This window comes from Pseudocitrobacter sp. RIT415 (genome assembly GCF_003057695.2).
GTDB lineage: Bacteria > Pseudomonadota > Gammaproteobacteria > Enterobacterales > Enterobacteriaceae > Pseudocitrobacter > Pseudocitrobacter faecalis.
On sequence record NZ_QBJC02000008.1, the window covers coordinates 89,934 to 115,844 of the forward strand.

26 protein-coding genes are annotated in these 25,911 nt (G+C 54.7%); 4 read left to right on the forward strand and 22 right to left on the reverse strand.

Going from position 1 to position 25,911, the window contains the following annotated elements:
• Positions 1-199: 199 nt before the first annotated feature.
• Complete coding sequence (gene mutS, locus DBY68_RS10550) at positions 200-2,761, forward strand: DNA mismatch repair protein MutS (RefSeq protein WP_108476371.1); 2,562 nt, start codon at positions 200-202, stop codon at positions 2,759-2,761.
• 75 nt (positions 2,762-2,836) lie between these two features.
• Here the strand turns inward: mutS and DBY68_RS10555 are convergent, their stop codons facing one another.
• Genes DBY68_RS10555 through DBY68_RS10565 form a run of 3 tightly spaced genes read right to left on the reverse strand, consistent with a single transcriptional unit; the run spans position 2,837 to position 5,104 of the window.
• Positions 2,837-3,073 carry a non-oxidative hydroxyarylic acid decarboxylases subunit D gene (locus DBY68_RS10555; protein WP_108476370.1) on the reverse strand — a complete coding sequence of 79 codons (237 nt, stop codon included), beginning with the start codon at positions 3,071-3,073 and terminating at the stop codon, positions 2,837-2,839.
• Positions 3,074-3,083: 10 nt separating this feature from the next.
• Positions 3,084-4,511 carry a non-oxidative hydroxyarylic acid decarboxylases subunit C gene (locus tag DBY68_RS10560; RefSeq protein WP_108476369.1) on the reverse strand — a complete coding sequence of 476 codons (1,428 nt, stop codon included), beginning with the start codon at positions 4,509-4,511 and terminating at the stop codon, positions 3,084-3,086.
• Positions 4,511-5,104, reverse strand: coding sequence for a non-oxidative hydroxyarylic acid decarboxylases subunit B (locus tag DBY68_RS10565; RefSeq protein ID WP_108476368.1), 594 nt, complete (start codon positions 5,102-5,104; stop codon positions 4,511-4,513). Before DBY68_RS10565 ends, DBY68_RS10560 begins: the two co-directional genes overlap by 1 nt.
• Positions 5,105-5,275: 171 nt before the next feature.
• Between DBY68_RS10565 and DBY68_RS10570 the strand changes: the two genes are divergently transcribed.
• Entirely contained in the window at positions 5,276-5,680 is a 405-nt protein-coding gene (locus tag DBY68_RS10570; RefSeq protein WP_108476367.1) for a MarR family transcriptional regulator, read from the forward strand.
• A gap of 64 nt (positions 5,681-5,744) precedes the next feature.
• Here DBY68_RS10570 and rpoS read toward each other — a convergent pair whose 3' ends face one another.
• The 13 genes from rpoS to cysG all read right to left on the reverse strand — a co-directional run bounded on the left by rpoS (position 5,745) and on the right by cysG (position 16,959).
• Entirely contained in the window at positions 5,745-6,737 is a 993-nt protein-coding gene (rpoS, locus tag DBY68_RS10575) for an RNA polymerase sigma factor RpoS (RefSeq protein ID WP_015963258.1), read from the reverse strand.
• A 105-nt stretch (positions 6,738-6,842) separates the two neighbouring features.
• The gene (gene nlpD / locus DBY68_RS10580) at positions 6,843-8,000 is read right to left on the reverse strand and encodes a murein hydrolase activator NlpD (RefSeq protein WP_108476366.1); all 1,158 of its coding nucleotides are present in this window, start codon (positions 7,998-8,000) and stop codon (positions 6,843-6,845) included.
• A 125-nt stretch (positions 8,001-8,125) separates the two neighbouring features.
• Positions 8,126-8,752: a protein-L-isoaspartate(D-aspartate) O-methyltransferase gene (locus DBY68_RS10585; RefSeq protein ID WP_015963256.1), complete on the reverse strand. Its 627-nt coding sequence runs from the start codon at positions 8,750-8,752 to the stop codon at positions 8,126-8,128.
• Positions 8,746-9,507, reverse strand: coding sequence for a 5'/3'-nucleotidase SurE (surE, locus tag DBY68_RS10590; RefSeq protein WP_108476365.1), 762 nt, complete (start codon positions 9,505-9,507; stop codon positions 8,746-8,748). Before surE ends, DBY68_RS10585 begins: the two co-directional genes overlap by 7 nt.
• Positions 9,488-10,537, reverse strand: coding sequence for a tRNA pseudouridine(13) synthase TruD (gene truD, locus DBY68_RS10595; protein WP_108476364.1), 1,050 nt, complete (start codon positions 10,535-10,537; stop codon positions 9,488-9,490). The genes surE and truD overlap by 20 nt, the downstream gene beginning before the upstream one ends.
• Complete coding sequence (gene ispF / locus DBY68_RS10600; RefSeq protein ID WP_015963253.1) at positions 10,534-11,013, reverse strand: 2-C-methyl-D-erythritol 2,4-cyclodiphosphate synthase; 480 nt, start codon at positions 11,011-11,013, stop codon at positions 10,534-10,536. The genes truD and ispF overlap by 4 nt, the downstream gene beginning before the upstream one ends.
• Positions 11,013-11,723 (reverse strand): 2-C-methyl-D-erythritol 4-phosphate cytidylyltransferase, encoded by a 711-nt coding sequence (gene ispD / locus DBY68_RS10605; RefSeq protein ID WP_108476363.1) that lies wholly within the window; start codon positions 11,721-11,723, stop codon positions 11,013-11,015. Before ispD ends, ispF begins: the two co-directional genes overlap by 1 nt.
• A 24-nt stretch (positions 11,724-11,747) precedes the next feature.
• Positions 11,748-12,059 carry a cell division protein FtsB gene (ftsB, locus tag DBY68_RS10610; protein ID WP_015963251.1) on the reverse strand — a complete coding sequence of 104 codons (312 nt, stop codon included), beginning with the start codon at positions 12,057-12,059 and terminating at the stop codon, positions 11,748-11,750.
• Positions 12,060-12,222: 163 nt separating this feature from the next.
• Entirely contained in the window at positions 12,223-12,549 is a 327-nt protein-coding gene (locus DBY68_RS10615) for a DUF3561 family protein (protein ID WP_015963250.1), read from the reverse strand.
• A gap of 43 nt (positions 12,550-12,592) precedes the next feature.
• Positions 12,593-13,198: an adenylyl-sulfate kinase gene (gene cysC, locus DBY68_RS10620; protein WP_108476362.1), complete on the reverse strand. Its 606-nt coding sequence runs from the start codon at positions 13,196-13,198 to the stop codon at positions 12,593-12,595.
• The gene (cysN, locus tag DBY68_RS10625) at positions 13,198-14,625 is read right to left on the reverse strand and encodes a sulfate adenylyltransferase subunit CysN (RefSeq protein WP_108476361.1); all 1,428 of its coding nucleotides are present in this window, start codon (positions 14,623-14,625) and stop codon (positions 13,198-13,200) included. The genes cysC and cysN overlap by 1 nt, the downstream gene beginning before the upstream one ends.
• 9 nt (positions 14,626-14,634) lie before the next feature.
• The gene (gene cysD, locus DBY68_RS10630; protein ID WP_015963247.1) at positions 14,635-15,543 is read right to left on the reverse strand and encodes a sulfate adenylyltransferase subunit CysD; all 909 of its coding nucleotides are present in this window, start codon (positions 15,541-15,543) and stop codon (positions 14,635-14,637) included.
• Between the two features lie 9 nt (positions 15,544-15,552).
• Positions 15,553-16,959 carry a siroheme synthase CysG gene (gene cysG / locus DBY68_RS10635; RefSeq protein ID WP_199538663.1) on the reverse strand — a complete coding sequence of 469 codons (1,407 nt, stop codon included), beginning with the start codon at positions 16,957-16,959 and terminating at the stop codon, positions 15,553-15,555.
• Positions 16,960-17,207: 248 nt separating this feature from the next.
• Here cysG and DBY68_RS10640 point away from each other — a divergent pair, with 248 nt between their 5' ends.
• Positions 17,208-18,251: an aminopeptidase gene (locus tag DBY68_RS10640; protein ID WP_108476360.1), complete on the forward strand. Its 1,044-nt coding sequence runs from the start codon at positions 17,208-17,210 to the stop codon at positions 18,249-18,251.
• A gap of 66 nt (positions 18,252-18,317) precedes the next feature.
• Here the strand turns inward: DBY68_RS10640 and DBY68_RS10645 are convergent, their stop codons facing one another.
• The 4 genes from DBY68_RS10645 to cysJ all read right to left on the reverse strand — a co-directional run bounded on the left by DBY68_RS10645 (position 18,318) and on the right by cysJ (position 23,060).
• A complete protein-coding gene (locus tag DBY68_RS10645; protein ID WP_000956460.1) occupies positions 18,318-18,470 on the reverse strand; it encodes a Hok/Gef family protein in 153 nt (50 codons plus the stop codon).
• Positions 18,471-18,735: 265 nt separating this feature from the next.
• A complete protein-coding gene (gene cysH / locus DBY68_RS10655; RefSeq protein WP_108476359.1) occupies positions 18,736-19,470 on the reverse strand; it encodes a phosphoadenosine phosphosulfate reductase in 735 nt (244 codons plus the stop codon).
• A 69-nt stretch (positions 19,471-19,539) separates the two neighbouring features.
• Positions 19,540-21,252 (reverse strand): assimilatory sulfite reductase (NADPH) hemoprotein subunit, encoded by a 1,713-nt coding sequence (cysI, locus tag DBY68_RS10660; RefSeq protein ID WP_108476358.1) that lies wholly within the window; start codon positions 21,250-21,252, stop codon positions 19,540-19,542.
• A complete protein-coding gene (cysJ, locus tag DBY68_RS10665; protein WP_108476357.1) occupies positions 21,252-23,060 on the reverse strand; it encodes an NADPH-dependent assimilatory sulfite reductase flavoprotein subunit in 1,809 nt (602 codons plus the stop codon). The genes cysI and cysJ overlap by 1 nt, the downstream gene beginning before the upstream one ends.
• Positions 23,061-23,363: 303 nt before the next feature.
• Between cysJ and queD the strand changes: the two genes are divergently transcribed.
• Positions 23,364-23,729, forward strand: a complete 366-nt coding sequence (queD, locus tag DBY68_RS10670) for a 6-carboxytetrahydropterin synthase QueD (RefSeq protein ID WP_015963241.1) — start codon at positions 23,364-23,366, stop codon at positions 23,727-23,729.
• 48 nt (positions 23,730-23,777) lie between these two features.
• Here queD and queE read toward each other — a convergent pair whose 3' ends face one another.
• Complete coding sequence (gene queE / locus DBY68_RS10675) at positions 23,778-24,449, reverse strand: 7-carboxy-7-deazaguanine synthase QueE (protein WP_108476441.1); 672 nt, start codon at positions 24,447-24,449, stop codon at positions 23,778-23,780.
• 136 nt (positions 24,450-24,585) lie between these two features.
• A complete protein-coding gene (gene eno, locus DBY68_RS10680; protein WP_108476356.1) occupies positions 24,586-25,884 on the reverse strand; it encodes a phosphopyruvate hydratase in 1,299 nt (432 codons plus the stop codon).
• Between the last annotated feature and the right edge of the window lie 27 nt (positions 25,885-25,911).

Genomic DNA, 25,911 nt, shown 5'->3' on the forward strand with positions numbered 1-25,911 from the left:
CACCTTATGCAGTCATGAATATAAATGTAGGTTGCTCTGTATGTGCCCATATTTTACCAGGCTATAGGTTGGCAAGCTACACTTTAACCTACACTTAAATGTAGGATGTCATGATATTCGATGAGACACCGTGAAACTTAATGATAACCATAAAAATCACTAACTCATTAAAAATTAAGAAAATGGACATCAGAAATCGATGAGTACACTTGACAATTTAGACGCCCACACACCCATGATGCAGCAGTATCTCAAGCTGAAAGCCCAGCATCCGGAAATTCTGCTGTTCTACCGTATGGGCGACTTTTACGAGCTGTTCTACGATGACGCCAAACGCGCATCGCAACTGCTGGATATTTCGCTTACCAAACGCGGCGCTTCTGCAGGCGAACCGATTCCGATGGCGGGCATTCCGCATCACGCCGTGGAAAACTATCTCGCGAAGCTGGTGAATCAGGGCGAATCCGTTGCTATTTGCGAACAGATTGGCGACCCGGCAACCAGTAAAGGCCCGGTCGAACGCAAGGTTGTGCGCATCGTCACGCCGGGCACCATCAGCGATGAAGCCCTACTGCAGGAGCGCCAGGACAACCTGCTGGCGGCTGTCTGGCAGGACAGCAAAGGCTACGGCTACGCGACGCTGGATATCAGCTCCGGGCGTTTTCGCCTGAGCGAACCGGCTGACCGGGAAACAATGGCGGCAGAGCTGCAACGCACTAATCCTGCGGAACTGCTGTATGCAGAAGACTTTGCTGAGATGGCGTTGATTGAAGGCCGTCGCGGCCTGCGCCGTCGCCCGCTGTGGGAATTTGAAATCGACACCGCGCGACAACAGCTTAATCTTCAATTCGGTACGCGCGATCTCATCGGTTTTGGTGTGGAAAACGCCCCGCGCGGCCTGTGCGCCGCCGGTTGTCTGTTGCAGTACGTGAAAGACACCCAGCGCACGTCCCTGCCGCATATCCGTTCCATCACCATGGAGCGTCAGCAGGACAGCATCATCATGGATGCGGCCACCCGCCGCAATCTGGAGATCACCCAGAATCTGGGCGGAGGCGTGGAAAATACGCTGGCGTCGGTACTGGATTGCACCGTCACGCCGATGGGCAGCCGTATGCTCAAACGCTGGTTGCATATGCCAGTGCGGGATACGAAAGTTCTGATCGAGCGCCAGCAAACCATCGGCGCGCTGCAGGATGCAACCGGCGAGCTGCAACCGGTACTGCGTCAGGTGGGCGATCTCGAACGTATTCTGGCGCGTCTTGCGCTGCGTACCGCGCGCCCGCGTGACCTTGCTCGTATGCGTCACGCCTTCCAGCAACTGCCTGAACTGCGCGCCCAACTCGAAAACGTTGATAGCGCTCCGGTGCAGATGCTGCGCGAAAAAATGGGCGAGTTCACCGAACTGCGGGAACTGCTCGAACGCGCGATTATCGACGCGCCTCCGGTGCTGGTGCGCGACGGCGGTGTCATCGCGCCAGGCTATCATGAAGAGCTGGATGAGTGGCGGGCGCTGGCAGACGGCGCAACCGACTACCTCGATCGCCTCGAAATTCGTGAACGCGAACGTACCGGTCTGGATACCCTGAAAGTCGGCTTTAACGCCGTACACGGCTATTACATCCAGATTAGTCGCGGGCAGAGCCATCTTGCCCCCATCAACTATGTTCGCCGCCAGACGCTGAAAAATGCCGAGCGCTATATCATTCCTGAGCTGAAAGAGTACGAAGACAAAGTCCTCACCTCCAAAGGCAAAGCGCTGGCGCTGGAAAAACAGCTTTACGACGAACTGTTCGACCTGCTGCTGCCGCATCTGGCCGATCTGCAACAGAGCGCAAGCGCCCTGGCGGAGCTGGATGTGCTGGTGAACCTTGCCGAGCGCGCCTATACGCTGAACTATACCTGTCCGACCTTTATCGACAAACCGGGGATTCGCATCACTGATGGCCGTCACCCGGTGGTTGAACAGGTACTGAACGAGCCATTTATCGCCAACCCGCTGAATCTGTCACCGCAGCGTCGCATGTTAATCATCACCGGCCCGAATATGGGCGGTAAGAGTACCTACATGCGTCAGACCGCGCTGATTGCCCTGTTGGCTTACATCGGCAGCTACGTGCCTGCGCAAAGCGTGGAGATTGGCCCGATTGACCGTATCTTTACGCGCGTTGGCGCGGCGGATGACCTGGCGTCCGGGCGCTCAACCTTTATGGTGGAGATGACCGAAACGGCTAATATTCTGCATAACGCCACCGAAAACAGCCTGGTGCTGATGGACGAGATTGGTCGTGGTACATCGACCTACGACGGTCTGTCGCTGGCCTGGGCGTGTGCGGAAAATCTGGCGAATAAGATCAAAGCATTAACGCTGTTTGCCACCCACTACTTCGAGTTGACTCAGTTACCGGAGAAGATGGAAGGCGTGGCTAACGTGCACCTTGATGCGCTGGAGCACGGCGACACCATCGCCTTTATGCACAGCGTACAAGATGGTGCGGCGAGTAAAAGCTACGGCCTGGCGGTCGCGGCGCTGGCGGGTGTGCCGAAAGAGGTGATCAAACGTGCGCGGCAGAAGCTGCGCGAGCTGGAGAGCATTTCGCCAAATGCCGCCGCAACGCAAGTCGATGGCACCCAGATGTCTTTGCTGTCAGTAGCGGAAGAAACGTCGCCTGCGGTCGAAGCACTGGAAAATCTCGACCCGGATTCACTCACCCCGCGTCAGGCGCTGGAGTGGATTTATCGGTTAAAGAGTCTGGTGTAGCCTGATGGCGCTACGCTTATCCGGCCTGGGAAGCACAGGCCGGGTAAGGCGTAGTCGCCACCCGCCATTGTGTGCTTAACGCTTATCTTCCGCCAGCAGCGGCGGAATGCTCGGCACCATTGGTGCGTCATCAATATCCTTTTGCGTCATACGAAACGCTTCCGGGTAATGTTCGCGGCTGGTGCGGCGTAGCGGTTCGGTATCGCGCCAGGTATAAAGGCAATGCTGGCACTGGTAGACCGTCCAGACCTCTTTCACCGGCGATTTCGCCATCACTTCAATCTGTTCATCGGCACAACGTGGACAAATCATCTTCTTCTCCTTATTGACGTGCGGCCAGCATAGCGGTCAGTTTTTCAGCCCAGGCTTTGGTTTCAGGTAAATCCACCACCGGCTGGCTGTAGTGACCACGGTTGTCTGGCGCAACAGGCGTGGTGGCGTCGATAATCAGTTTGTCGGTGATCCCCGCCGGGCTTGAGCCAGGGTCGAGTTCCAGCACGGACATATTCGGCAATTGCACCAAATCCCCTGCCGGGTTCACTTTCGACGAGAGCGCCCACATCACCTGCGGCAGGTTGAACGGGTCAACGTCTTCATCAACCATAATCACCATCTTCACGTATCCCAGTCCATGCGGCGTGGTCATCGCACGCAGGCCCACCGCGCGGGCAAAACCGCCGTAGCGTTTTTTGGTGGAGATAATCGCCAGCAGGCCGTGGGTGTACATGGCGTTTACCGCCTGCACTTCCGGGAACTCGGCTTTCAGTTGCTGATACAGCGGCACACAGGTAGCAGGCCCCATCAAGTAGTCGATCTCCGTCCACGGCATACCGAGATAGAGTGATTCAAAAATCGGTTTCGTGCGGTAAGAGACTTTATCGATGCGCACCACGGTCATATTGCGCCCGCCAGAGTAGTGGCCGGTAAACTCACCGAACGGCCCTTCAATTTCACGTTTGCGGCTTTCGATGACCCCTTCGAGGATCACTTCAGAACCCCACGGCACGTCAAAACCGGTCAATGGCGCAGTGGCTATTGGATACGGGCTTTCGCGCAGCGCGCCTGCCATTTCATACTCGGACTGATCGTATTTCAGCGGCGTGGCCCCCATCAGCGTGATGATCGGATCGTTACCGAGCGTGATCGCAATCGGCAGATCTTCACCGCGCTCTTCCGCTTTATGCAGATGGAGGGCGATATCATGCATCGGCACCGGTTGCAGACCGAGCTTACGCTTACCCTTCACTTCCATACGGTAGATGCCGACGTTCTGCTTGCCGAAGTTATCCGGATCAAGCGGATCGCGGGAAACCACGCAGGCTTTGTCGAGATAGAAACCGCCATCGCCATCGTTTAAACGAAACAGCGGCAGGATATCGAACAGGTTAATCTCTTCGCCATCAACGGTGTTCTGCGCCCACGCGGGATCCGCGCGGCGTTCCGGTGCGATCGGGAAGTTATCCCAGCGGCGGATAAACTCATCAATCTGTTTTTTAACCGGCGTATTTGGCGGCAGGCCGAGGGAGATGGCGTGATTCTGCCAGGAACCGATGGTGTTCATCGCCACGCGCGCATCGGTAAAACCGCGAATATTATCGAACCACAGCGCCGGTGCGCCGTCGCCAATACGCCCGGTGGCATTGGCAGCGGCGGCCAGATCCGGCTCGGCGTTCACCTCTTCGCGGATTTTCAGCAATTGCCCCTGGTCGTCGAGCGCCTGTAAAAAGCTGCGTAAATCATCAAAAGCCATTATGCATTCTCCTGTGAAAATGAGTGTGCCGACGGAAGCCCCTTCCAGCGGCGAGCCTTGTCATACTTCAGGCCGAATTGGTCCAGTACGCGGGCAACGATGTGATCGACAATATCGCCCACCGATTCCGGATGGTTATAGAAAGCAGGCATAGGCGGCACCATCGCCACGCCCATGCGCGACAGCGCGAGCATATTTTCCAGATGAATGGTGCTGAGCGGCATTTCACGCGGTACCAGCACCAGCTTGCGCCCCTCTTTGAGCACCACATCCGCCGCGCGCCCCACCAGGCCGTCGGCGTAGCCGGCGCGAATCCCCGCCAGCGTTTTCATGCTGCATGGGATAACAATCATGCCGTCAGTCTGAAATGAGCCTGATGAGATGGTCGCTGCCTGATCCGCCGGGCTATGGCTGAAATCCGCTAACGCGGCGACATCACGCGCACTGTAGGGTGTTTCCAGCTCGATGGTGGTTTTGGCCCATTTCGACATCACCAGATGCGTTTCAACATCTGGCATCTCACGCAGCGCCTTAAGCAGCGCGACGCCAAGCGGTGCGCCTGTTGCGCCTGTCATCCCCACAATCAGTCTCATGCTTCACCTCAATATATTTGTTCGTGTACGAACGTTTTAGTTAAATTACGTCAGAATGGCCTTATGCACAATATTGTTCGTACACGATCGCACTCAGAGCTAAAAAATGAAGGATTAAAAAAACGCCGCGTAGCGGCTATCATGAGGAAAAGTTTTTACAACGGGGTTTTCATGGAGTTAAGAAACGAAGCATTTCACCTGCTGCGCCAGCTTTTTCAGCAACACACCGCGCGCTGGCAGCAAGAATTGCCAGAGCTGACCAAGCCCCAGTACGCCGTGATGCGCTCGATTGCCGAACATCCGGGCATTGAGCAGGTCGAATTAACGGAAGTGGCGGTCAGCACAAAGGCGACGCTTGCTGAGATGTTGAGCCGCATGGAAAGCCGCAATCTTGTGCGACGCGAGCACGATCCCGCCGATAAACGCCGTCGTTTTGTTTTTCTCACGGAAGAAGGTGAAGCGTTATTGAACGCAAAAAAAACCGTCGGCAACGCCGTGGATGAGGAGTTTTTGGGGCGATTAAGTAAGGAAGAGCGCGAACTGTTCACGCGACTGGTGAGAAAGATGATGGGGTGAATAACCTGTCATCTACAAAAGAAAAAGGCCAGTCTCTCGACTGGCCTTTTTGACGAATGTTCACTTACTCGCGGAACAGCGCTTCGATATTCAGCCCCTGCGTCTGCAAAATTTCACGCAGACGACGAAGACCTTCAACCTGAATCTGACGAACGCGTTCACGAGTCAGGCCAATTTCGCGGCCCACATCCTCAAGCGTTGCAGCTTCATACCCCAGTAAACCAAAACGACGCGCCAGCACTTCACGCTGTTTGGCGTTCAGTTCGAACAGCCATTTGACGATGCTCTGTTTCATATCATCGTCCTGCGTGGTGTCTTCCGGGCCGTTTTCCTTTTCATCGGCCAGGATGTCCAGCAGCGCTTTTTCAGAATCGCCGCCCAGCGGCGTGTCGACTGAGGTAATGCGCTCGTTGAGACGCAGCATACGGCTCACGTCATCAACCGGTTTATCCAGCTGTTCGGCAATCTCTTCCGCACTTGGCTCGTGGTCCAGTTTATGGGACAACTCACGCGCCGTACGCAGATAGACGTTCAGCTCTTTGACGATGTGAATCGGCAAACGAATGGTACGGGTTTGGTTCATAATTGCCCGTTCAATCGTCTGGCGGATCCACCAGGTCGCGTAGGTTGAAAAGCGGAACCCGCGTTCCGGGTCAAACTTCTCAACGGCGCGGATAAGCCCCAAATTGCCCTCTTCAATGAGATCCAGCAGTGCCAGACCACGATTGCCATAACGGCGAGCAATTTTTACCACCAGACGCAGGTTACTCTCGATCATTCTGCGACGGGAGGCGACGTCTCCACGCAATGCACGACGTGCAAAATAGACTTCTTCTTCGGCTGTTAACAGTGGAGAATAACCGATCTCTCCAAGGTAAAGCTGAGTCGCGTCCAGCACACGCTGTGTGGCCCCCTGCGATAACAGCTCTTCCTCAGCCAGGTCGTTATCACTGGGTTCCTCTTCTACTAAGGCTTTCTCATCGAAAACCTCTGCTCCGTTCTCATCAAATTCCGCGTCTTCATTTAAATCATGAACTTTCAGCGTATTCTGACTCATAAGGTGGCTCCTACCCGTGATCCCCAGGCAAAGCACCTTATCACTTCATCTCCAGACGGCGTGTTCACACCGCCTGAAAGACTCCGTGCTCAGTACTCTGCCGAATTATCGCTGCGGCAAATACTGCAGCGGGTTTACGGATTTCCCCTTGTAACGAATTTCAAAATGCAAGCGTGTAGAACTGGTTCCGGTGCTACCCATGGTAGCTATTTTTTGCCCCGCCTTAACCTCTTGTTGTTCCCGGACCAGCATTGTGTCGTTATGGGCGTAGGCGCTCAGGTAATCATCGTTATGTTTGATGATAATTAAGTTACCGTAACCTCGCAGTGCATTACCGGCATACACAACACGACCATCCGCGGTCGCGGTGATAGCCTGTCCTTTGCTACCTGCGATATCGATGCCTTTGTTGCCCCCTTCGGAGCCGCCAAAGCCTTCGATGATTTTGCCGTCAGTCGGCCAGCGCCAGGACGAAATTGGCGCGCTGGTTGTCGTACTGCTGGCATTCGGTACGGAAGAGCTCGCAACAGGTGCCGTTACAGGCGCTGTGACTGTCGTCGCAGGCTTGTTATTAGGCAACATCTTGTTAGCACTTTGTTCACCTGAATCCTCAGAATACGTAATTGTTGGTTGCGACGCAACAGCCACGGTTGAATTTTGTGCAGGTTTCGCGAACGTCGTCTGAGAAGAGGTCGCCGCCTGCGCGCTCGCCATGGCGACCGGGTTGTTGCCGGTAATCGGCTGACCGGACGCATTGCCAACCTGCAGCACCTGACCGACATTCAGCGCATAAGGCGCGGCGACATTATTGCGCTGTGCCAGATCGCGGAAATCATTACCGGTAACCCATGCGATGTAGAAAAGCGTGTCACCATGCTTAACGGTATAGGTACTTCCCCCCGTGTAGCTGCCTTTCGGAATATCACCATATTTTCGGTTATAGACGATGTGACCGTTCTGCATTTGCACCGGCTGCTGGGCAACAGGTTGCTGAGTGACTGGCTGAATCTGCGTCGGCTGGGTTTGTACCGGCTGCACTGGCTGAATTTGCGGCGTCGCCGGCACGCTGTTTTGCGCTGTTCCGCCCGCTTTTTGCTGTGGCGTGATGAGCATGCCGGAATTCGTGCTGCTGGAGGTGTTTCCGTTAACAGAGGTTACCGGCGCAGGCGGATTGTCCGATGAAGTACAACCTGCCAGCCAGAGTGAAACCAGTGATAATGCCGCAACACGGCGTACGGTGATTTTTGGGCTTCCCGCGCTCATTTATCCCCCAGGAATAGTGTTAACTGCCAGTGTGTTAATAACCGTGTCGCGTCCATCGTGGATGCTTACAAAGTCTCACCACGATACGCTGAATTGTGCCGAAAAACCTAAGAAAAATCCGGGTCTCAGGCCAGTTCTCCTTTGACTAAAGGAACAAAACGCACGGCTTCCACGGTATCAATAATGAATTCGCCTCCCCGCCGATGAACGCGTTTTAGAAACTGATGTTCATCACCCACGGGTAAAACGAGAATGCCGCCTTCATCCAGCTGCGACATCAGCGCCACCGGAATTTCCGGCGGTGCGGCCGTGACGATAATGGCGTCGAAAGGCGCTCTCGCCTGCCAACCCTGCCAGCCATCGCCATGGCGAGTAGAAATATTATGCAAATCAAGCTGCTTCAGGCGACGTCTTGCGTGCCATTGCAAACTTTTAATGCGTTCAACCGAGCACACGCGCTGCACCAGATGCGCCAGAATCGCGGTCTGATACCCGGAGCCGGTGCCAATTTCCAGCACGCGCGATTCCGGCGTCAGCTCCAGCAATTCGGTCATCCGCGCAACCATATACGGCTGAGAAATGGTTTGCCCCTGCCCTATCGGTAAAGCGACGTTTTCCCAGGCTTTATGTTCAAACGCTTCATCGACAAATTTTTCACGTGGAACACGGGCAATGGCATCCAGCACCCGCTCATCGCGAATGCCCTGTGTGCGAAGTTGTTCCAGAAGCGCCAGTACGCGTCCGCTTACCATTGCGTATCCACTCCCGCCAGTTCCAGCCAACTGCCTACGACTTCACGGGCGCTATGCGCGGTTAAATCGACATGCAGCGGCGTGACGGAAACATAACCGGCGTCAACCGCGGCAAAATCCGTATCCGGGCCGGCATCCTGTTTTTCGCCCGGCGGGCCAATCCAGTAGAGCGTATTGCCGCGCGGATCCTGCTGCGGGATCACTTTATCCGCCGGGTGGCGGCTGCCGCAACGGGTCACGCGAATACCTTTAATTTGATCGGGCGGTAAGTCCGGTACGTTGACGTTGAGAATACGCCCGGTGCGCAGTGGTTCACGTGCCAGCGCGCGCAGCAGCGTGCAGGTGACCGCCGCTGCCGTGTCGTAATGCTGCGTGCCATTCAGTGACACCGCCAGCGCCGGGAAACCGAGGTGACGCCCCTCCATCGCCGCCGCAACGGTACCGGAATAAATAACGTCATCGCCCAGATTCGGCCCGGCATTAATACCCGACACGACGATATCCGGACGCGGGCGCATCAGTGCGTTAACGCCGAGATAGACACAGTCCGTCGGCGTGCCCATCTGCACGGCGATATCGCCGTTTTCAAACGTAAAAGTACGAAGAGAAGATTCTAGGGTCAGCGAGTTTGATGCGCCACTGCGGTTACGATCGGGTGCAACTACCTGAACCTCGGCAAATTCCCGTAAGGCTCTGGCCAGTGCCTGTATGCCTGGCGCGTGGATCCCGTCATCGTTACTCAGCAATATTCGCATATTCACCTGTTGTATTGATAAGTTCCCTTACCACGCTGGTCGCAAAGCTGCCCGCCGGGAGCCAGAAACGCAACTCTACGGTTACGTCGTCCCACCAGTTCCACTCAAGCTGTTGTGGATAGAGCAGCATTGCGCGCCGCGCGGCTTCTACTTTTTCGCGCACCAGCAGCGACTGAAGCGCGGTTTCTTCTGCAAGCTGAAGTTGTTCAAATGCGAGCGCTTCACGCTGAGTTCCCCAGTCGCCGCTGCCCGGCAAGGACGCGGTGATCATCAGTTCACGCGCATCCACACGCGTTTGCAATTCGGGCATTTCTTCAGGCGTGGCAACAAACCAGCTGCCGCGTCCCGCTAATTGTAGCGCATCGCCATCAACAACTTGATTAAATTCCGGTTTCTGTAAGCGTGCGCTCACCAGCTGATTAAACAACGCACTGCGCGCTGCCGACAACCAAAAACTGCGTTTATTGCGATCGCGCACCGGCGCACCGCTTTCAGCCCAGCGCAGCGCGCCCTGTAGGTTACTGCCACCAATACCAAAACGCTGCGCACCGAAATAGTTCGGCACACCCCGGGCGTTAATCGCCTGCAAGCGGGCGTCAACATCCTCGCGATGGCTGACCTCGCGCAGAATAATCGTGAACTGGTTGCCTTTAAGGGCACCTAAACGCAGTTTACGCTTATGTCGCGCATACTCCAGCACCTGGCAGCCTTCCAGCTCGAACTTGCTTAAATCGGGCATCTCTTTGCCCGGCACGCGCGCGCAGAGCCACTGCTCGGTGACCGCGTGTTTGTCTTTCTGCCCGGCAAAGCTTACTTCGCGGGCGTGAATTTTCAGAAATTTTGCCAGCGCGTCAGCCACGAAACGGGTATTACAGCCATTTTTCAGGATCCGCACCAAAATGTGCTCGCCTTCGCCGTCAGGCTCAAACCCTAAATCTTCCACGACCAGGAAATCTTCCGGGTTGGCTTTCAGCAACCCGTGTCCCTGCGGCTTCCCGTGCAGGTAAGTCAGGTCATCAAATGCAATCATTTGTTTGCCTTATACAACAGAGCGACCGCTTCGCAGGCGATGCCTTCACCGCGCCCGGTAAATCCGAGTTTTTCGGTGGTGGTCGCTTTTACGTTAACGTCATCCATATGGCAGCCAAGATCTTCAGCAATAAACACGCGCATTTGCGGGATGTGCGGCAGCATTTTCGGCGCCTGGGCGATGATAGTGACATCGACGTTGCTCAGGGTGTAGCCCTTCGCCTGCACGCGTTTCCAGGCTTCACGCAGCAGCGCGCGGCTGTCTGCGCCTTTGAACGCCGGATCGGTGTCCGGGAAAAGTTTCCCAATATCGCCCAACGCCGCCGCGCCAAGCAGAGCATCGGTCAGCGCATGGAGCGCGACGTCGCCGTCCGAGTGGGCGAGCAGCCCCTTCTCGTAAGGGATGCGCACGCCGCCGATAATAATCGGCCCTTCGCCGCCAAACGCGTGTACATCAAAACCGTGTCCAATTCGCATTATGCTTTCTCCTGGTGTCCCGATCGGGTGAGGTAAAATTCTGCCAGCGCCAGATCTTCCGGGCGTGTCACTTTAATATTATCAGCGCGTCCGGCAACCAGCGCCGGATGAAAACCACAATATTCCAGCGCCGAGGCTTCATCGGTGATGGTTGCGCCTTCGTTGAGCGCCCGGGTCAGGCAATCGAAGAGTAATTCGCGGGGGAAAAACTGCGGCGTCAGGGCGTGCCACAGATCGTTGCGATCAACCGTATGGGCGATAGCCGGTTTGCCGGGCTCCGCGCGTTTCATGGTATCGCGCACCGGCGCGGCCAGAATACCGCCGACGCGGCTGGTTTCGCACAGCGCCAGCAGTCGCGCCAGGTCATCCTGATGCAAACAAGGCCGCGCGGCATCGTGCACCAGCACCCAGTCAGCATTCCCTGCGGCTTTCAGGCCGGCCAGCACGGAATCGGCGCGTTCGGCACCGCCGTCGACAACGGTAATCTGCGGATGCTGCGCCAGAGAGAGTTGGCTGAAACGCTCGTCTCCGGGAGAGACAGCGATGATCACCCGCTGAACGCACGCGTTAGCCAGCAGCGCATCCACCGAATGTTCGAGAATCGTTTTGTTACCGATTGAGAGATATTGTTTCGGGCAGTCCGTTTGCATGCGGCGACCAAATCCGGCCGCCGGAACCACGGCGCAAACGCCCGGAAAAGTTGCTGCCATGTGTTAATCCTGGGCTTATTCTGTTTATCGGTTTGTTTGCCCTGAACTCTGATTGCGTTTCGATGCATCCGGTACCAGACGGTAGAAGGTTTCACCCGGTTTCGTCATGCTGAGTTCATTGCGTGCGCGTTCTTCGATTGCTTCCTGGCCACCGTTAAGATCGTCAATTTCGGCGAAAAGCTGATCGTTGCGCGCTTTTAATTTGGCGTTGGTCGCCTCTTGTACTGACACGTCATCACGGACCCGGCTAAAGTCATGCAGACCATTTTTGCCGAACCACAGTGAATACTGCAACCACACCAGCAAAGCCAGTAATAGCAGCGTTAATTTACCCATCCTGCCCCCTGAAAAACGGCATCATCATCCCAAAACTTGCCGTCGTACTCTACGCCGGCTGCGGACGATACCGCGTCACGCGGGCAATGTATCACATTTTGCCTGCCGATACTTATGTCTCGTTGTCGGGCGATTGTGCGGATATTCACAGAATATGTCGGGCTTAGCCCATCAACCATAGAAATAATAGACCGCACAACGCGGCGACGGTAAGCAACGTTGCGATAATACTGTAGCGCAATTTGCTGTTCACCAGCGAGTGGATTGCCACGCCAATCACCACGGCAACGGGCATCAGCGCAAGGAAGAAAGGCCAGGTATAGAGGAAGAAAAACAGGGTGTTATTGCCATACCAAAGGTAGGGAATACCCAATGCAATCAGCCAGGCGACGAAACCCACGGTGGCGCCTGACAAAGACCAGGTGGTTTCGTCATCGGGCGGGGGAATGGACTCTGAACGCGTCAGGCTGATGTTTTGAGTATTGCGCATAGTTAATCCTGTCAGGCCGGGCAACGATACGCCCGGCACTCTCTCAGGATCTGATGATATCGTCCTGTCTCAGCAGGTCTAACATTTGGTCTACTAAATTTGTTACCAATTGTTCACCATCGAGGTGAATTTCAGGATGTTCGGGGGATTCATATACTGAATCAATGCCGGTAAAGTTGCGCAGTTCACCGGCACGCGCTTTCTTGTATAAGCCTTTTGGATCGCGGGCTTCGCAGGTATTGAGCGGCGTATCGACGAACACTTCGATAAAGCGCCCTTCCCCTACCCGCTCGCGTACCATCTGGCGCTCAGCGCGATGGGGAGAAATAAATGCCGTCAATACCACCAGCCCGGCATCCACCATCAGGTTAGCCACTTCGCCTACCCGACGGATATTCTCTTTGCGATCGTCATCGCTAAAGCCGAGATCGCTGCATAAACCGTGACGCACGTTGTCACCATCCAGCAGATAAGTGCTGACGCCCAGTTTATGCAACGCTTCTTCCAGCGCGCCGGCAACGGTGGATTTCCCCGAGCCTGAGAGCCCGGTAAACCACAGCACAACCCCACGGTGACCGTGGAGTTGTTCACGCTGTTGCGCAGTGACCGGGTGAGCGTGCCAGACGACGTTTTCGTCATGCACCGCCATCACTTGCCTCCCAGCAGGTCACGCGCGCCCCAGTGCGGGAAGTGTTTGCGTACCAGCGCGTTCAGTTCCAGCTCAAAAGCGCTGAATTCCGACACGACTGCCGTCGGAGCAGTATTCGGTTCGCGCACCATACCTGCGCCCACCGTGACGTTGGTCAAACGGTCGATAAAGATAAGGCCACCGGTAACCGGGTTTTGCTGGTATTTATCCAGCACCAGCGGTTCATCAAAGGTCAGATCCACCAGGCCGATACCGTTCAGCGGCAGGTTATCGACGTCACGCTGGGTCAGGTTATTGATATCCACCTGATACTGAATACCGTCCACGCGGGCGCGAGTTTTCTTGCCCGCGATTTTGATGTCATAGCTCTGGCCCGCCGCCAGCGGCTGCTCCGCCATCCACACCACATCCACGGATGCACTCTGCACAGCAGGCAGCGTTTCGGAGGCATCCAGCAGCAGGTCGCCACGGCTGATGTCGATTTCGTCCTTCAGCACCAGCGTCACGGCTTCTCCCGCGAACGCTTGCTGCAAGTCACCGTCAAACGTGACGATACGCGCAATGGAGGATTCCACGCCAGACGGCAATACTTTAATGCGTTGTCCCACGCTGACGTTCCCGGAGGCCAGCGTGCCGGAGAACCCACGGAAATCGAGGTTCGGACGGTTCACATACTGCACCGGGAAGCGCATCGGCTGGGTATCGACCACACGCTGAATCTGCACGGTTTCCAGCACTTCCAGCAGCGTTGGGCCACTGTACCACGGCATTTTTTCGCTCTGACTGGCAACGTTATCCCCTTCCAGCGCCGACAGCGGCACGAATCGGATATCAAGGTTGCCAGGCAATTGTTCGGCAAAGGTCAGATAGTCCTGACGGATCTGCTCAAATTTCTCTTCGCTGAATGCCACGAGATCCATTTTGTTGATCGCCACCACCAGATGTTTGATCCCCAGCAGCGTGGAGATAAAACTGTGGCGGCGGGTTTGATCGAGCACGCCTTTACGCGCGTCAATCAGCAGGATCGCCAGGTCACAGGTGGACGCGCCGGTCGCCATGTTACGAGTGTACTGCTCGTGCCCTGGGGTGTCGGCAATAATAAATTTGCGTTTTTCGGTGGAGAAATAGCGATACGCCACATCAATGGTGATGCCCTGCTCGCGCTCGGCCTGTAAGCCATCCACCAGCAACGCCAGATCCAGGCGTTCACCCTGCGTACCGTGGCGCTTGCTGTCATTGTGCAGCGAAGAGAGCTGATCTTCATAAATCTGACGGGTATCGTGCAGCAGACGGCCAATCAGCGTACTTTTGCCGTCATCCACGCTGCCGCAGGTCAGAAAACGCAGCAGGCTTTTGTGTTGCTGGGCGTGCAGATACGCTTCAACGCCGCCTTCATCCGCAATTTGTTGTGCAATTGAACTGTTCATGGCGGCTCCTTAGAAATAACCCTGACGTTTTTTAAGCTCCATCGAGCCAGCCTGGTCGCGGTCGATGACGCGGCCCTGACGTTCACTGGTCGTTGAAACCAGCATCTCTTCGATGATTTCCGGCAGCGTCTGCGCGTCGGATTCCACTGCGCCGGTCAGCGGCCAGCAGCCAAGGGTACGGAAGCGCACCATGCGTTTTTTGATAACCTCGCCCGGCTGTAAATCGATGCGATCGTCATCGATCATCATCAACATACCATCGCGCTCCAGCACCGGACGTTCTGCCGCCAGATACAGCGGAACGATTTCGATATTTTCCAGATAGATGTACTGCCAGATATCCAGCTCAGTCCAGTTGGAGAGCGGGAAGACGCGGATACTTTCGCCTTTGTTGATCTGGCCGTTATAGTTGTGCCACAGCTCCGGGCGCTGATTTTTCGGATCCCAGCGGTGGAAACGGTCGCGGAAGGAGTAGATGCGCTCTTTCGCGCGCGACTTCTCTTCATCACGACGCGCCCCGCCAAATGCAGCATCAAAACCGTATTTATTCAGCGCCTGCTTGAGCCCTTCGGTTTTCATGATATCGGTATGCTTGGCGCTGCCGTGTACGAACGGGTTGATCCCCATCGCTACACCTTCCGGGTTTTTGTGCACCAGCAGTTCACAGCCATAGGCTTTCGCGGTACGGTCGCGGAACTCGTACATCTCACGGAATTTCCAGCCGGTATCCACGTGCAGCAGCGGGAACGGCAGGGTTCCCGGATAGAACGCTTTACGCGCCAGGTGCAGCATCACGCTGGAGTCCTTGCCGATCGAATACATCATGACCGGGTTGGCGAATTCGGCGGCCACCTCACGGATGATATGGATGCTTTCCGCCTCCAGTTGCCGCAGGTGAGTGAGTCGTTTTTGGTCCATAACCGTTCCTTAAGCCAGATTCACTACAGAAGAATCGAAATTTTCTGAGTCTGTTGTGTGTTGAAACCAGGCGAGCTGGTGATGCAGTTCCACCACTTCGCCGACCACCAGCAGTGCTGGCATGGGGGCGTCTTTTGCCAGGTTTTCGAGTTGTTGCAGGGTGCCTGTTTTTATCTTTTGGTCCGCACGCGTCCCGCGCGAAATCACCGCCACCGGCGTTTCGCTGTCGCGGCCGTGTTGAATCAATTGTTGGCTAATTTCCGCGGCTTTCATCGTGCCCATATAAATCGCCAGCGTCTGGCGACTTTGCGCCAGTTGTTTCCAGTTAAAGGGCGCGCTGTCCGCTTTATAGTGACCGGTGACGAACGTGACGCTCTGCGCATAATCGCGGTGGGTAAGCGGTATGCCTGCGTACGCGGTTGCGCCTGCGGCTGCCGTCACGCCGGGTACCACCTGGAAAGGAATTCCCGCTTCTGCCGCCGCCTGAAGTTCTTCGCCACCGCGCCCGAAAATAAACGGATCACCGCCTTTAAGGCGCACCACGTTTTTGCCTTCTTTTGCCGCTTCAATCAGCAGACGATTCGTCTCGTGCTGCGCCACGGCATGGGTACCAGCACGTTTTCCAACGCATACCAACTCCGCATCACGGCGAATCAGTTCACGAACCGCATCGCTGACCAGATGATCGTAGAAAACAATGTCAGCTTGCTGAATGACCTGGAGGCCGCGCAACGTTAATAGCCCGGCATCACCCGGCCCCGCACCTACCAGAATAATCTCCCCCACGCGGCGCTGAGGCTGGGTCAACTCGTCCTGTAATGCCGCTTCCGCCGCCTGTTGATTGCCGGCAAGCAACATGTTGGCAATACGACCACGGAATACACGTTCCCAGAATCGACGACGCTCGGCGGTGGTTTTCAGGTGCGTTTTGATCGCATGACGCCAGTAACTGGCCGCTTCGGCCAGCAGGCCTAAGCGCGTAGGCAGCAGCGCTTCAATTTTTTCACGCAAGATGCGCGCCAACACGGGGGCGGTGCCGCCGGAAGAAATCGCCACCAGCAGCGGCGACCTGTCGACTATCGACGGGAAAATAAAGGAGCACTGCGACGGGCTGTCCACCACATTTACCAGGCGCTGGCGGGCATTTGCTGCATCATAAATACGCTGATTGAGCGCGTTATCCTCCGTTGCAGCGATAACCAGGAACACACTATCAAGCTGTGTTTCCTGAAAAACGTCAGCCAGCCATGAAATTTTGTTGTCTGCTACCCATTGTGTCAGTTCATCGCACAGCGTTTCGCTCACGATCTGAACGTGAGCGCCCGCGCGAAGCAGAAACTCAATTTTGCGCGCCGCGGTGTCATCGCCGCCCACAACCAGGGCAGTGCGGTCTTTCACAGCGGCAAAAAGGGGCAGATAATCCACAGAGTTACAACTCACTAACAATCAGTCATAGAGCGACTATAGGGTGCCCCTTAGTGCAAATGAAATTACGAAATGGAATGAGTAGTTCCTCAAAGGAATAACAGCCTGGAAAAGCAAATATCAAAAAGTGCTTAACACCCTCTTTTTTGGGCATTTAAGAAGAAATGAAATTGTGTAATCACCGCCTCGGTTCCATACTGGCTGCGTCTATTTTTTTGCATTGTTTAAAGGATTTCCCTATGTCTTCCGCACTGCGTCGCCGACTCTTCGCGCTGGCGCTCGGCGTATGCTCTGCCTTCCCGGCACTGGCGACAACAACGTCGCCCGGTTCTATCGCGAACACCCAGGCTCGTTATATCGCAACCTATTTCCCAGGCCGGATTACCGGCACACCGGCAGAGATGCTGTCGGCAGATTATTTGCGTCAGCAGTTTGCCAAAATGGGTTATCAAAGCGATATCCGCACCTTCCACAGCCGCTATATCTACACCGCCCAGAATAACCGCCAGAACTGGCATAACGTCATTGGCAGCACCGTCATCGCGGCCCATGAAGGTAAATCGCAGCAGCAGATTATTGTGATGGCGCATCTGGACACCTATGCGCCGCAAAATGATGACGATGTGGAAAAAAACCTCGGTGGGCTGACGCTTCAGGGGATAGATGATAACGCGATGGGGCTGGGCGTGATGCTGGAGCTGGCCGAGCGTCTGAAGGATGTGCCGACGGAGTACGGCATTCGCTTTGTCGCCACCAGCGGCGAAGAAGAAGGCAAGCTGGGCGCGGAGAATCTGCTGAAACGCATGAGCGACGCCGAGAAGAAAAATACGCTGCTGGTCATTAATCTCGATAATCTGGTCGTCGGCGATAAGCTCTATTTCAACAGCGGCGTAAAAACCCCGGCGTCGGTACGAAAACTCACGCGCGACCGCGCGCTGGCGATTGCGCGCAGCCACGGCATTGCCGCGTTTACCAATCCAGGGTTGAATCCTGATTACCCGAAAGGCACCGGATGCTGTAATGACGCGGAGGTGTTTGATAAAGCGGGTATTCCGGTGTTATCTGTCGAAGCCACTAACTGGTCGTTAGGCAAAAAAGATGGTTATCAGCAGCGGGCAAAAACCCGCAGCTTCCCGGAGGGGAATAGCTGGCACGACGCGCGTCTGGATAATCAACAGTATCTCGATAAAGCCCTCCCGGGGCGAATTGAGCGCCGCAGCCGCGATGTAGTGAAGGTGATGATGCCGCTGGTGAAGGAGCTGGCGAAGGCGGGGAAGGTTTAGGTTAAAAGGGTGCCGGAGACCCAACCCTCACAATTCAATACGCGGGGTTTTACCCCCGCGTGATGGCTACTTCTTCGATTCGTAAGCGAGAACTGCCTTAAACTCCATACCACGCTCTCTGATACTTAACTCACACAACGAGTCACCTACCATCAGCGTGAATCCCAGTACTGTAAAACACAGCACGATGATTGCCACAAGGGCATATTTTGTCAGCATGTCTTGCCTCCCTGCAAAGAAGAGACTAACATCCGAATTGCTTAGGTTCGGACGCAGGCCTCAGGTTGATAGAAATATCGCCTGGGGCTTTTGTCCATCTGGAACCTCGCGAATGCTTAACGCCAGACAGCCTCAAGCACCCGACGCCATTCTATGCCTGTTGATTCCCCCCGCTACGTTCACGTTTAAAATCAGGAATCCTTCTCGCAAAATAAAAACGCCCCCATCATTTCTGACAGAGGCGTCTCATTTATCCGGACAACATTTACCCTTCGTGTAATCCACATTCCCTTTTTAAGCCAAAGAAGCGCGTGTCTTCTTCCGCCATGCCGGGTTCCCATTTACGAGTTGTATGGGTATCACCGACGGATAAATACCCTTCATCCCACAATGGATGATATTTAAGACCGTGTTTTTGCAGGTACTGATAAATAGTTCGGTTATCCCAGTCGATAATCGGCAGCACTTTAAATACGCCACGCTGGATAGCCAGCACTGGCAAATTAGCGCGGCTGCCAGATTGTTCACGGCGTAATCCTGCAAACCAGGTTTGCGCATTCAGTTCTTTTAGCGCCCGGTTCATGGGTTCGACTTTGTTGATATCATTGTATTTTTCAATGCCTTCAACACCCTGCTCCCACAGTTTACCGTAGCGGGCTTCCTGCCAGGCTGCGCTTTCAGTGGCGCGGTACACTTTCAGGTTAAGTTTGAGTTTGTCCGTTAACTCGTCAATAAAACGGTAGGTTTCCGGGAACAAATAGCCAGTATCGGTAAGGATCACCGGGATATTCGGGCGGATCTGATTCACCAAATGCAGGCTCACCGCCGCCTGAATGCCGAAACTGGAAGAGAGCACATATTCACCGGGCAGATTTTCCAGTGCCCAGGCGACGCGGCCTTCAGCGTCCAGTTTTTCAAGCTCGGCATTCGGTTCCGCCAGCGCCAGAATGCGCTCTACCTTTGGCAGTTCGTTCAGGGCGTTTAGATCGAGTTTGGACATAATTACCTCTGCACTTTTCCCCTCACCCTAACCCTCTCCCAAAGGGAGAGGGAATGGTCAGGAGATGCGTTAATCCCACAAATCGCGCGCCGGGTCGAGCACCGGGCGGATAATGCCCGCACGCACCGTAAAGTCGCCGAAGCCTTCACCCGCTTCGCGCTCTTTCGCCCAGCGCCCTACCAGTTCATCAATCACCACAAGGATTTCAGCATCGGTGATGTTCTCTTTGTACATCCGCGGAATGCGCGTTCCCATCCGGTTGCCGCCGATATGTAAGTTATAGCGGCCTGGCGCTTTCCCGACGAGACCAATTTCCGCCAGCATCGCGCGGCCACAGCCGTTCGGGCAACCCGTCACGCGCAAAACGATATGCTCATCGCTGACGCCATGGGAGGCCATCACCGCTTCCACCTTGTCGACGAACGACGGCAGGAAACGTTCAGCTTCCGCCATTGCCAGCGGGCAGGTCGGGAATGACACACACGCCATCGAGTTTTCACGCTGCGGGGTGACAACATTCATCAGGCCGCTCGCTTGCGCAATTTTCTCAATCTTCGCTTTCTGGTTTTCCGGGACACCCGCAATGATCAGGTTCTGGTTAGCGGTAATGCGGAAATCCCCCTTGTGGATCTTCGCGATCTCCAGTAGCCCGGTTTTAAGTGGACGCCCTGGATAATCAAGGATACGACCATTTTCGATAAACAGCGTCAGGTGCCATTTGTCGTCGATACCTTTCACCCAACCGATACGATCGCCACGTCCGGTGAACTCATACGGGCGGATCGGTTCGAATTTGATCCCCGCGCGACGTTCCACTTCCGCTTTAAATGTCTCAACCCCCACGCGCTCCAGCGTGTATTTGGTTTTCGCGTTTTTACGGTCAGTACGGTTACCCCAGTCGCGCTGGGTGGTCACGACAGCTTCCGCCACCGCCAGCGTGTGCTCCAGCGGCAGATAGCCGAATTCGCTGGCTGTACGTGCGTAGGTTTTTTTATTGCCGTGTTCGATAGAAAGCCCACCGCCCACCAGCAGGTTGAAGCCCACCAGTTTGCCATTTTCGGCGATCGCCACGAAGTTCATGTCGTTGGCATGCAGATCGATATCGTTCTGCGGCGGGATCACTACCGTGGTTTTGAACTTACGCGGTAAATAGGTCTGACCGAGGATCGGTTCTTCATCGGTAGTCGCAACTTTTTCCTGGTCGAGCCAAATTTCAGCATACGCGCGGGTACGCGGTAGCAGATGTTCAGAGATTTTCTTTGCCCATTCATACGCTTCCGCGTGTAGCTGCGACTCGTACGGGTTCGAGGTGCAAAGAACGTTACGGTTCATGTCATTGGCCGTTGCCAGCGCATCAAGACCGACCGAATGCAGCATCTGGTGCACCGGTTTGACGTTCTTTTTCAGAATGCCGTGAAACTGGAATGTCTGACGGTTGGTCAGACGAATGCTGCCATAGAGGGTGTTTTCACCGGCAAATTTATCAATCGCCTGCCACTGTGTAGGGGTGATCACCCCACCCGGCAGACGGCAGCGCAGCAGCATCGCATGACGCGGCTCCAGCTTCTGTTCAGCACGTTCGGCGCGGATATCACGGTCGTCCTGCTGATACATACCGTGGAAGCGGATCAGCAGAAAGTTATCGCCCTTAAACCCGCCGGTCAGGCCATCGTTTAAATCTTCTGCAATGGTGCCACGCAGGTAATTGCTCTCAAGCTTCATGCGCTCGGCATCTGCCAGCTTACCTTCGACCACTAAAGGCCCTGGATGTTTTTCGCTCATTAGTAGACATCTCGCTGATAACGGCGCTCTACGCGCAGCTCACTTAAAAATTCATCCGCCGCTTCGGTGTCCATGCCACCAAATTCGGCAATCACTTCCAGAAGTGCCTGTTCAACGTCTTTCGCCATGCGATTAGCGTCGCCGCAGACATAAATGTGAGCGCCGTCATTAATCCAGCGCCACAGCTCTGCGCCCTGTTCGCGCAGTTTATCTTGTACGTAAACTTTTTCTTTTTGATCGCGCGACCAGGCGAGATCGATACGCGTCAGCACGCCTTCTTTGACGTAACGCTGCCATTCCACCTGATAGAGGAAATCTTCCGTAAAGTGCGGGTTGCCAAAGAACAGCCAGTTTTTGCCCGGCGCTTCGTCGGCTGCGCGTTGCTGCATAAAGGCGCGGAACGGCGCAATACCGGTGCCCGGGCCAATCATAATCACCGGCGTTTCCGGGTTGGCTGGCAGGCGGAAGTTGTCGTTATGTTCGATAAAGACGCGAACTTCGCCCTCTTCTTCCACGCGGTCCGCAAGGAAGCTGGAGGCCCCCCCCGCACGGGCGCGGCCTTCGATATCGTAGCGAACCACGCCAACGGTGACGTGCACTTCGCTTTCCACTTCCGACTGCGATGAGGCGATAGAGTAAAGACGAGGCGTCAATGGTCGTAGCAGATCAATCAGGGCTTGCGCATCAAGCTGTGCCGGAGAGAAGCGCACCATGTCGACAATCGGCGTCGTCGACGCGTAGTGCTGCAACTTCGCTTTATCGCCCACCAGCGGCAACAAGGTTTCACTGCGGGTTAAGGTGGCGTAGTTCTCGACAATATTGGCGGTGTTGACGGTCAGTTCAAAATGCCACTGTAAGGCTTCTGCCAGCGGTAGAGTTTTGCCATCAACGGTGACGGGTTCATCCCCTTTCAGCCACAGCAGTTCAACCAGCTCTTTTACAAGTTCAGGATCGTTTTGATACCACACACCCAGCGCATCACCCGGCTGATAACGCAGGCCAGAGTCACCTAAGTCGATTTCGATATGGCGGACATCTTTTTCTGAGTTACGGCCAGTGATCTTCTGATTAACGGACAAGCTGGCCCTCAACGGTGCTTCTTTGCTGTACGGGCTGGTATAAATTTCATTCACCGCGCCCGTGGCCGCAACGGCAGCCTGCGCGGGTGAATCTTTCGGTACGCGTGATTTCAATGTTTCGACGATGCGCGCACGCCATTCGCTGGCGGCAGCCTGATATTCCACATCCGCATCAACACGATCGAGCAGACGCTCGCCGCCAAGCTCCGCCAGTTTGCTGTCGAAATCTTTCCCGGCCTGGCAGAAGAATTCATACGACGTATCGCCCAGTCCCAACACCGCGAATGCAGTGCCATCGAGTTTCGGCGCTTTTTTCGAGAACAGGAACTTATGCAGCGCCACCGCTTCTTCCGGCGGCTCCCCTTCCCCTTGGGTGGAAGCCACGATAACCAGCAGTTTTTCTGACGCGATTTGTTTAAATTTATAATCCCCGGCATTCACCAGGTTCACGTTCAGCTTAGCGGCAAGTAAATCGTCACGGAGCGCTTCAGCAACGCGGCGAGCGTTACCCGTTTGCGAAGCTGAAATCAGCGTGATGGTTGGTGCGGCAACGGCAGCAGGCGTTGCTGCGACCGCCGCCGCACCTGGCTGCTGATTAAGCACGCCCCAGAAATAGCCAGAAACCCAGGCAAGCTGGGTCGGCGTTAAGTCAGTGGTGGCCGCCTGAAGGCGTGCCAGTTGCTCCGTATTAAGCGGCAGCAGCGCGGAAGGGGGGACCTGTGTTGTCATGCTTGTTATGTTCCAGTATCAAAGCTGTTTTAAATCGGGAAAAACAAAACTGAATGTAAGGTTAACGAGCTGGATAATAACAATTAAAGAAGGGTTGGAAATAACAAATAACCAAATGGACTAACCTGATTTCCCGGTAGTTAATAGCAATAAAAGTGATTGGATAACCTGTTGATATAATTAACAAATGACGTATAGACACAATCCATTACGCTCTTCGCGGCCATTTATGGGTTTTAATTAATGATAAAAAATGTGCTTTCCGGTACTATGCGGCGGTTTTTTCCGCAAGACTGAGAGTTCATGATGTCCACCACACTGTTTAAAGATTTCACTTTCGAAGCCGCTCACCGTTTGCCTCACGTACCCGAAGGGCATAAATGCGGTCGCCTGCACGGCCACTCCTTCATGGTGCGCCTTGAGATTACGGGTGAAGTCGATCCGCATACCGGTTGGATCATGGATTTCGCCGAACTGAAAGCGGCGTTCAAACCGACTTACGATCGTCTGGATCACTATTATCTGAATGATATTCCAGGCCTGGAGAATCCAACCAGTGAAGTGCTGTCACGCTGGATTTGGGAACAGGTGAAACCAGTCGTACCGCTGCTGAGTGCAGTGATGGTAAAAGAGACCTGTACGGCGGGTTGTGTTTATCGCGGAGAATAATTTTCTGCGAGGCGATGAAAGCCCGGTACACGCGACCGGGCTTTTTTATTAGGCAATATTCAAATACTTATGCGTCTGCATCGACAAGCGCCAGTTGCGCGCGATACAGGTATCAATACACAGACGGGTCGCATCCTCTTTCTGGCTGATCGGCTGAAGCGCAATCACACGCTGTTTATCATCCGTCAGCGTCTCCAGCAGCTCGTCCAGCGCTTCAATGTCGCGTACTCGGCCTACCGGATGTTTAATTTCGTCGGCACGTTCCAGAGCCTGTGATAACACATCATAACCACCACGCATGTTCACTTTCGGGGAAACCGTCACCCAGGTGGTGTGCGTGCAACGTACTTCGTGAGTACCACTGGTTTCTATCTGGCAGCTGTAGCCATGTTGCTCAAGCAGCGTAGTCAGCGGGGTGAGGTCGTGAATGCACGGTTCGCCGCCGGTGATGACAACATGCTTCGCCGTCCAGCCCTGACGCGTAATGGCGGTTAACAGATCGTCTTCGCCTGCCGCGCCCCATTTATCGCTCTCTTTGGTTTTTGCCAGGATGCTGAACAGAGACACTTCCCGATCGCTAAGTTTTTCCCAGGTATGCTTGGTATCACACCAGGCGCAGCCCACCGGGCATCCCTGTAAACGAATAAAGATAGCGGGAACGCCAGTGAAGTAACCCTCGCCTTGCAGGGTCTGGAACATTTCATTAATCGGGTACTGCATAATCATCTCTGTAAAAGGGGTCTGCGGTAATTATCGCAGATTTCTGCGGGAGGGTCATGTTTGCTGGTGCTTTCACCTGCAGACACAAAAAAACCCGCCGAAGCGGGTTTTTATCAAGAGCTAAAAAGCGGGGCGATTAAGCCTGGCCTTTGATCTCTTTACGACCGTTGTACGGAGCTTGTTCGCCCAGTGCTTCTTCGATACGAATCAGCTGGTTGTATTTAGCAACACGGTCAGAACGGCTCATAGAACCGGTTTTGATCTGGCCTGCAGCGGTACCAACAGCCAGGTCAGCGATGGTAGCATCTTCAGTTTCGCCAGAACGGTGAGAGATGACAGCAGTGTAGCCAGCGTCTTTCGCCATTTTGATCGCAGCCAGAGTTTCGGTCAGAGAACCGATCTGGTTGAATTTGATCAGGATGGAGTTAACGATGCCTTTTTCGATGCCTTCTTTCAGGATCTTGGTGTTGGTTACGAACAGATCGTCACCAACCAGCTGGATTTTGTCGCCCAGTACTTTGGTCTGGTATGCGAAACCATCCCAATCAGATTCGTCCAGGCCATCTTCGATGGAGACGATCGGGTACTGTTTGGTCAGTTCTTCCAGGAAGTGAGTGAATTCTTCAGAGGTGAACGCTTTGTTGCCTTCGCCAGCCAGAACGTATTTACCGTCTTTGTAGAATTCAGATGCTGCGCAGTCCATCGCCAGGGTGATGTCTTTACCCAGTTCGTAGCCTGCTGCTTTAACCGCTTCAGCGATAACAGCCAGCGCTTCTGCGTTGGAACCCAGGTTCGGCGCATAGCCGCCTTCGTCACCAACTGCAGTGTTCATACCTTTCGCTTTCAGAACTTTAGCCAGGTTGTGGAACACTTCAGAACCCATACGTACAGCTTCTTTCAGGGTTTTCGCGCCAACCGGCTGAATCATGAATTCCTGGATGTCGACGTTGTTGTCAGCGTGCTCACCACCGTTGATGATGTTCATCATCGGAACCGGCATGGAGTATTTACCCGGGGTGCCGTTCAGTTCAGCGATGTGAGCATACAGCGGCAGGCCTTTAGCGGCAGCGGCAGCTTTAGCAGCAGCCAGAGAAACGGCCAGGATTGCGTTCGCACCGAAGTTAGATTTGTTTTCAGTACCGTCCAGGTCGATCATGATTTTGTCGATGCCAGCCTGATCTTTAGCATCTTTACCCAGCAGAGCCTGAGCGATTGGGCCGTTAACAGCTGCAACCGCTTTCAGTACGCCTTTACCCATGAAACGGGATTTGTCACCATCGCGCAGTTCCAGAGCTTCGCGGGAACCAGTAGAAGCACCTGACGGAGCAGCTGCCAGACCGACGAAACCACCTTCCAGGTGAACTTCTGCTTCAACAGTCGGGTTACCACGGGAGTCGATGATTTCACGACCGATGATTTTAACGATTTTGGACATTAGGTTTTCCTCAGTACAAGTTAAACT

Coding starts and splice junctions, on each gene's coding strand:
- cysD (WP_015963247.1), bottom strand. CDS start 15,543: ATGGACCAAAAACGACTCACTCACCTGCGGCAACTGGAGGCGGAAAGC.
- surE (WP_108476365.1), bottom strand. CDS start 9,507: ATGCGAATATTGCTGAGTAACGATGACGGGATCCACGCGCCAGGCATA.
- ispD (WP_108476363.1), bottom strand. CDS start 11,723: ATGGCAGCAACTTTTCCGGGCGTTTGCGCCGTGGTTCCGGCGGCCGGA.
- DBY68_RS10565 (WP_108476368.1), bottom strand. CDS start 5,104: ATGAGACTGATTGTGGGGATGACAGGCGCAACAGGCGCACCGCTTGGC.
- ftsB (WP_015963251.1), bottom strand. CDS start 12,059: ATGGGTAAATTAACGCTGCTATTACTGGCTTTGCTGGTGTGGTTGCAG.
- queE (WP_108476441.1), bottom strand. CDS start 24,449: ATGCAGTACCCGATTAATGAAATGTTCCAGACCCTGCAAGGCGAGGGT.
- mutS (WP_108476371.1), top strand. CDS start 200: ATGAGTACACTTGACAATTTAGACGCCCACACACCCATGATGCAGCAG.
- eno (WP_108476356.1), bottom strand. CDS start 25,884: ATGTCCAAAATCGTTAAAATCATCGGTCGTGAAATCATCGACTCCCGT.
- rpoS (WP_015963258.1), bottom strand. CDS start 6,737: ATGAGTCAGAATACGCTGAAAGTTCATGATTTAAATGAAGACGCGGAA.
- ispF (WP_015963253.1), bottom strand. CDS start 11,013: ATGCGAATTGGACACGGTTTTGATGTACACGCGTTTGGCGGCGAAGGG.
- truD (WP_108476364.1), bottom strand. CDS start 10,537: ATGATTGCATTTGATGACCTGACTTACCTGCACGGGAAGCCGCAGGGA.
- DBY68_RS10570 (WP_108476367.1), top strand. CDS start 5,276: ATGGAGTTAAGAAACGAAGCATTTCACCTGCTGCGCCAGCTTTTTCAG.
- DBY68_RS10560 (WP_108476369.1), bottom strand. CDS start 4,511: ATGGCTTTTGATGATTTACGCAGCTTTTTACAGGCGCTCGACGACCAG.
- DBY68_RS10615 (WP_015963250.1), bottom strand. CDS start 12,549: ATGCGCAATACTCAAAACATCAGCCTGACGCGTTCAGAGTCCATTCCC.
- cysI (WP_108476358.1), bottom strand. CDS start 21,252: ATGAGCGAAAAACATCCAGGGCCTTTAGTGGTCGAAGGTAAGCTGGCA.
- queD (WP_015963241.1), top strand. CDS start 23,364: ATGATGTCCACCACACTGTTTAAAGATTTCACTTTCGAAGCCGCTCAC.
- cysJ (WP_108476357.1), bottom strand. CDS start 23,060: ATGACAACACAGGTCCCCCCTTCCGCGCTGCTGCCGCTTAATACGGAG.
- cysC (WP_108476362.1), bottom strand. CDS start 13,198: ATGGCGGTGCATGACGAAAACGTCGTCTGGCACGCTCACCCGGTCACT.
- DBY68_RS10555 (WP_108476370.1), bottom strand. CDS start 3,073: ATGATTTGTCCACGTTGTGCCGATGAACAGATTGAAGTGATGGCGAAA.
- cysN (WP_108476361.1), bottom strand. CDS start 14,625: ATGAACAGTTCAATTGCACAACAAATTGCGGATGAAGGCGGCGTTGAA.
- cysH (WP_108476359.1), bottom strand. CDS start 19,470: ATGTCCAAACTCGATCTAAACGCCCTGAACGAACTGCCAAAGGTAGAG.
- DBY68_RS10640 (WP_108476360.1), top strand. CDS start 17,208: ATGTCTTCCGCACTGCGTCGCCGACTCTTCGCGCTGGCGCTCGGCGTA.
- DBY68_RS10585 (WP_015963256.1), bottom strand. CDS start 8,752: ATGGTAAGCGGACGCGTACTGGCGCTTCTGGAACAACTTCGCACACAG.
- DBY68_RS10645 (WP_000956460.1), bottom strand. CDS start 18,470: ATGCTGACAAAATATGCCCTTGTGGCAATCATCGTGCTGTGTTTTACA.
- nlpD (WP_108476366.1), bottom strand. CDS start 8,000: ATGAGCGCGGGAAGCCCAAAAATCACCGTACGCCGTGTTGCGGCATTA.